This is a genomic window from Microbacterium sp., assembly GCF_047605725.1.
Classification (GTDB): Bacteria; Actinomycetota; Actinomycetes; order Actinomycetales; family Microbacteriaceae; genus Microbacterium.
This window is the reverse complement of sequence record NZ_JASGFE010000080.1, coordinates 1-5,157: the sequence shown is the minus strand read 5'-3', so window position 1 is coordinate 5,157 and position 5,157 is coordinate 1. Positions and strand designations below refer to the sequence as shown.

The window sequence follows — 5,157 nt, the reverse complement described above, 5'->3', positions numbered from 1 at the left end:
CGGCGATCGCGGCGGCCGAGCTCGGCTACCTCGCCGGTGCCGACCGCATCGAGGGATGCCTGTTCGGCAACGGCGAGCGCACCGGCAACGTCGACATCGTGGCGCTGGGCGTCAACCTGCTGACGCAGGGGATCGACCCGCAGATCGACTTCAGCGACATCGACCAGGTCAAGCGCACCGCCGAGTACTGCAACCAGCTGCCCGTGCACGAGCGCAGCCCGTGGGCCGGCGACCTCGTGTTCACGGCGTTCAGCGGGTCGCATCAGGATGCCATCAAGAAGGGCTTCGAGGCGATGGACACCCGCGCGAAGGCCGAGGGCGTGTCGGTCGACGAGCTGGAGTGGGCCGTGCCCTACCTGCCGATCGACCCGAGGGATCTGGGTCGCTCGTACGAGGCGGTCATTCGCGTCAACTCGCAGTCGGGCAAGGGCGGTGTCGCCTACCTGCTGAAGGCCGATCACGCCCTCGACCTGCCGCGCAAGCTCCAGATCGAGTTCTCCGGCGTCGTGCAGGCCAAGACCGACGCCGAGGGCGGCGAGGTCTCCAGCGACCAGATCTGGTCGATCTTCACCGACGAGTACCTGCCCTCCGATGTCGACGAGCACCGCTGGGGTCGGTTCGAGCTGCTGTCCACGCGCACGCAGAGCGACATGACCGGCGACGTCTCGCTGGAGGTCGTGCTGCGCGACGGCGACGACCGCGTCGCGGCATCCGGACACGGCAACGGGCCGGTGGCGGCGTTCCTGGAGGTGCTGCGCAGACAAGGATTCGACATCTCGCTGTACGACTACGTCGAGCACACGCTGAGCGCGAGCGGCGACGCTCAGGCGGCGGCCTACGTCGAGCTGCAGGTCGACGACCAGCGCCTGTGGGGCGTCGGGATCGACGGCGACATCTCGACGGCGTCGCTGAAGGCGATCGTGTCGTGCGTCAACCGGGCGATCCGCACGCGCGAGCGCTCGGGAGTCCTCGCCGCCGTCTGACCCCGCGCAGGGGATAATCGGACTGTGCCCACCTTCCGCGACGAGGTCGTGGTCCTGCGCACCCACAAACTGGGCGAGGCGGACCGCATCGTGACGATGCTCAGCCGCCGTCACGGCAAGCTGCGCGCGGTCGCCAAGGGCGTGCGCCGCACCTCGTCGCGGTTCGGCTCGCGGCTGGAGCCGTTCATGGTCGCCGACGTGCTGCTGTACGAGGGGCGCTCGCTCGACATCGTGCAGCAGGCCGACTCGCTCGGCGCGTACGGGGCCGACATCGTCACGCACTACGACCGGTACACCGCCGCGCACGCGATGGTCGAGACCGCCGACCGCCTGAACGAGGCCGAGGCGACCCCGCAGCAGTACCTGCTGCTGGTCGGGGGCCTTCGTGCCCTCGCGCACGGCGACCACGCCGCGCGTGCGATCCTCGACTCCTATCTGCTCCGTGCGATGGCACTGTCGGGCTGGGCGCCCGGGCTCGAAGAGTGCGCCCGCTGCGGCCGTCCCGGCCCGCACGAGGGGTTCGTCGTGCAGCTGGGCGGCTCCGTGTGCGCCTCGTGCGCCCCCGCGGGCTCGCCGCGCGTGCGCCCCGAGACGATCGCGCTGCTGCGCGCGCTCATGTCGGGGGAGTGGGATGCCGTGGACTCCGCCTCACCGGCATCCGCCGCCGCCGCGTCGGGGCTCATCGCCGCGTACACGCAGTGGCATCTGGAGCGCGGCATCCGCTCGCTCTCGCACGTGGAGACGGTCCGTTGACCCCGAAGCCGTACACGCACCGCGACGCGGTGCCGTACCGGCCGCTGGACTGGACCGGCATCCAGCCCCCCGCCTTCCCGCATGGGGGAGTGCCGAACCACGTCGCGATCGTCATGGACGGCAACGGGCGCTGGGCCAACCGCCGCGGGCTGACCCGCGTGGAGGGGCACCGCGCCGGCGAGGAGGTGCTGCTGGATGTCGTCGCCGGGGCGATCCAGGCGGGAGTGCGGCACCTGAGCGTCTACGCGTTCTCGACCGAGAACTGGAGCCGCTCGCCCGACGAGGTCCGCTTTCTCATGGGCTACAACCGCGACGTGCTGCACCGACGGCGCGACCAGCTCAACGAGTGGGGCGTGCGCATGCGCTGGGCGGGTCGCACGCCGCGTCTGTGGGGATCTGTCATCAAGGAGTTGCGGATCGCCGAGGACCTCACGCGCGACAACGACGTGCTGACCCTCACGATGTGCATCAACTACGGCGGCCGGCACGAGCTCGTCGACGCCATGCGGGCGATCGCCGCCGAGGTCGCCGCGGGGCGCCTGAAGCCCTCGGCGATCACGGAGAAGACCGTGCGCCGGCACCTGTACGTGCCCGACATGCCCGACGTCGACCTGTTCCTGCGCTCCAGCGGCGAGCAGCGCACGTCGAACTTTCTGCTGTGGGAGTCGGCCTACGCGGAGTTCGTCTTCCTCGATACGCTGTGGCCGGACTTCTCGCGCACCGACCTGTGGGCGGCGATCGGCGCCTACCTCGACCGCGACCGCCGCTTCGGCGGCGCGGTGGACACCCCGAAGGAGGGCCGACGATGAGGTCGACCTGTGCTCTGTACGTGGATGCCGGCTACCTGCTGGCGGCGGCGGCGACGCGCGTGACCGGGACCTCGCTGCGCAGCGGCATCGCCGTGCGCTACGCGCAGCTGGCCGACGCCCTCATCGCGCGGGCGGAGGACGCCGCCGGGCTGCCGCTCCTTCGCCTGCACTGGTACGACTCGGCGCGCGGCGGCATCCCCGACACGACGCAGCAGGAGATCGGGCTGCTCTCGCGGGTCAAGCTGCGGCTCGGGCGGGTCGGGTTCAACGGCGAGCAGAAGGGCGTCGACCTGAGGATCGGGCTCGACATGGTCGCCCACGCCCGGCACCGGGCATCCGATGTCTTCATCCTGGTCTCCGGCGACGACGACCTCACCGAGGCCGTCGAGGAGGCCCAGGCCCACGGCGTGCAGGTGATCGTGCTGGCGATCCCCGACCGGGAGGGTCTCGCGCACGGCGTGAGCGCGCACCTGCAGCGTGCCGCGGATGCCGTGGAGGTGTTCGACGGCGCCCTCGTCGACGAGAACGTCTCCAAGCGGAGCATGGTCGACACGGCCGCCGATGCGATCCCGACCCCGGCGCTGCTGGGCGGTCACCGCGCCCCTTCCGCGGCATCCGCGCCGGCGGCGTCGGCCGCGTCCGCGCGCACTCCCGGCCCCCGGGTTCCCGCGCGCTCGGTCGACCTCGTGTACAGCTCGGCGACCGGGGCGATCCCGACGCAGCTGTCGCGACCCGCGGACGACCCCGAGACCATCGCCCAGATCGACAGGGTCTGCGCGCAGGTGCTGACGTCGTGGCTGCGAGGAGGCGGGGTCGGGCGCGTCCACGACCTTCAGGCGGGCCGGCCCTCGATCCCCCGCGAGGTGGATCGGGCGCTTCTCATCGACCTGTCCGACGTGCGGGGCGAGTACGACCTGTCCGACGCCATCCGGTTCCAGCTGCGGGACCGCTTCTGGCACGTCGTCGACACCCACGATGGTGCCCGCGCCGGCTGACCATCAGCCCCCGCCGCGGACACTCCGGGGGCGAGACTAAGTGGTACAATAATGTTGTACCACTTGAGTCGGCCGAGAGGATGGCTTCCATGTCCATCACCGCAAGCGAGGCGCGCAAGACGCTCTTCCCGCTCATCGAGCGGGTGAATGCCGACCGAGAGGCGATCGAGATCGTGTCTCGGCGTGGCAACGCCGTGCTCATGCCGGCCGACGAGTACGCCGCCTGGCAGGAGACGGCGTACCTGTTCCGGTCGCCGGCGAATGCACGGCGCCTTCTCGAGTCGTACGAGCAGGCACGCGCCGGCGACGCGGTCCCGCACGAACTCGATCGCTCCGACGAGGTGGTCTGAGCGCGGATGCGACTGGTCTGGACGCGGAACGCCTGGGAGGACTACCTCCACTGGCAGAGCGCCGGCCCACGGATGCTGAAGCGTGTCAACACCCTGGTCGATGCGTGTCTGCGTGATCCGTGCGCCGGGATCGGCAAGCCGGAGCAGCTCAAGTACGGTGCGCAGGGAGCCTGGTCACGCCGAATCACCGAGGAGCACAGGCTCGTCTACCTCGCCGACGGCGATGACCTGATCGTCCTGCAGGCCCGGTACCACTACTGAGCGCAGAGCTGAGTACACACTCGTCGTGAGCGTAGCCGACCGGGGAATACCGACGGTGGGCGAGACGCTGAAGCCACCATGACCGCACCGATCCGCATCGACGTCTGGAGCGACATCGCCTGCCCGTGGTGCTACATCGGCAAGCGCAATCTCGAAGCGGGATTGGCCGCGGCATCCGCTGGCGACGACGCGCCTGTCGTGGAGGTGACGTACCACTCCTTCGAGCTCTCGCCCGACACCCCGGTGGACTTCGAGGGCGACGAGATCGACTTCCTCGCCGGGCACAAGGGGATGCCGAGGGATCAGGTCCAGCAGATGCTCGATCGCGTGAGCGGCGCGGCCGCCGAGGCGGGGCTGCAGTACCGCTTCGACGTGCTGCAGCACACCAACACGGTGCGGGCGCACGAGCTGATCCACGTCGCGAAGGCGCAGGGCGTGCAGCAGGCGATGACCGAGCGGCTCATGTCCGCCTACTTCACCGAGGGGCGTCACCTCGGCCGCGTCGACGAGCTCGTGGCCCTGGCAGAGGAGGTCGGTCTCGACGCCGCGGAGACCCGAGCCGCGCTGGAGGAGCGCCGCTTCCTCGACGCCGTGCGCGCCGACCAGGCCCAGGCCACCGCCTACGGCATCAACGGCGTGCCGTTCTTCGTCATCGACGGCAAGTACGGCGTCAGCGGCGCGCAGCCCGCCGACGCGTTCGCGCAGATCGCCCGCCAGCTGTGGGACGAGCACCGTGCCGCGGAGGCGCCGGTGGCGAAGCCGACCGCGTAGCCGACGGGTGTAGCCGACGGGATAGCTGTCCGCGTCGCCGACGGTATCGCCGGCCTCGCCGATCGGCACGCGGATCAGAAGGGTGGCGGTTCGCCGCCCCCATGGTCACTGTCGCTGCTGAGGAGGGCGTGTTCGACGAGTTTTCGTCGTCGCGGGAGGAGCTCTTCCTGGGGGACGAACCGGATGACGGGTTCGGGTCGGTCGGTGTGGCGTCGTCCGGTGGGGCTGGTCCAGA

7 protein-coding genes are annotated in these 5,157 nt (G+C 70.5%); all 7 read left to right on the top strand.

The annotated features are described in order from the left end of the window. Positions 1 to 983 (top strand): alpha-isopropylmalate synthase regulatory domain-containing protein (locus QM641_RS12470; RefSeq protein ID WP_415116965.1); only part of this gene is annotated, 983 nt, incomplete at its 5' end. Between the two features lie 24 nt (positions 984 to 1,007). Further along, positions 1,008 to 1,736 (top strand): DNA repair protein RecO, encoded by a 729-nt coding sequence (gene recO / locus QM641_RS12465; RefSeq protein ID WP_415116963.1) that lies wholly within the window; start codon positions 1,008 to 1,010, stop codon positions 1,734 to 1,736. Beyond that, the gene (locus tag QM641_RS12460; RefSeq protein ID WP_415116961.1) at positions 1,733 to 2,545 is read left to right on the top strand and encodes an isoprenyl transferase; all 813 of its coding nucleotides are present in this window, start codon (positions 1,733 to 1,735) and stop codon (positions 2,543 to 2,545) included. The genes recO and QM641_RS12460 overlap by 4 nt, the downstream gene beginning before the upstream one ends. Beyond that, positions 2,542 to 3,540: an NYN domain-containing protein gene (locus QM641_RS12455; RefSeq protein ID WP_415116959.1), complete on the top strand. Its 999-nt coding sequence runs from the start codon at positions 2,542 to 2,544 to the stop codon at positions 3,538 to 3,540. Before QM641_RS12460 ends, QM641_RS12455 begins: the two co-directional genes overlap by 4 nt. 89 nt (positions 3,541 to 3,629) lie before the next feature. Then, complete coding sequence (locus QM641_RS12450; RefSeq protein ID WP_415116957.1) at positions 3,630 to 3,890, top strand: type II toxin-antitoxin system Phd/YefM family antitoxin; 261 nt, start codon at positions 3,630 to 3,632, stop codon at positions 3,888 to 3,890. A 6-nt stretch (positions 3,891 to 3,896) separates the two neighbouring features. Next, entirely contained in the window at positions 3,897 to 4,151 is a 255-nt protein-coding gene (locus QM641_RS12445) for a Txe/YoeB family addiction module toxin (RefSeq protein WP_415116955.1), read from the top strand. A gap of 78 nt (positions 4,152 to 4,229) precedes the next feature. Next, positions 4,230 to 4,922 (top strand): DsbA family oxidoreductase, encoded by a 693-nt coding sequence (locus QM641_RS12440; protein ID WP_415116953.1) that lies wholly within the window; start codon positions 4,230 to 4,232, stop codon positions 4,920 to 4,922. The last annotated feature ends 235 nt before the right edge of the window (positions 4,923 to 5,157 follow it).

Bases quoted from the DNA above. Each gene is read 5' to 3' on its own strand.
- QM641_RS12455 (WP_415116959.1), top strand. From the start codon at position 2,542: ATGAGGTCGACCTGTGCTCTGTACGTGGATGCCGGCTACCTGCTGGCG.
- QM641_RS12450 (WP_415116957.1), top strand. From the start codon at position 3,630: ATGTCCATCACCGCAAGCGAGGCGCGCAAGACGCTCTTCCCGCTCATC.
- QM641_RS12445 (WP_415116955.1), top strand. From the start codon at position 3,897: ATGCGACTGGTCTGGACGCGGAACGCCTGGGAGGACTACCTCCACTGG.
- QM641_RS12440 (WP_415116953.1), top strand. From the start codon at position 4,230: ATGACCGCACCGATCCGCATCGACGTCTGGAGCGACATCGCCTGCCCG.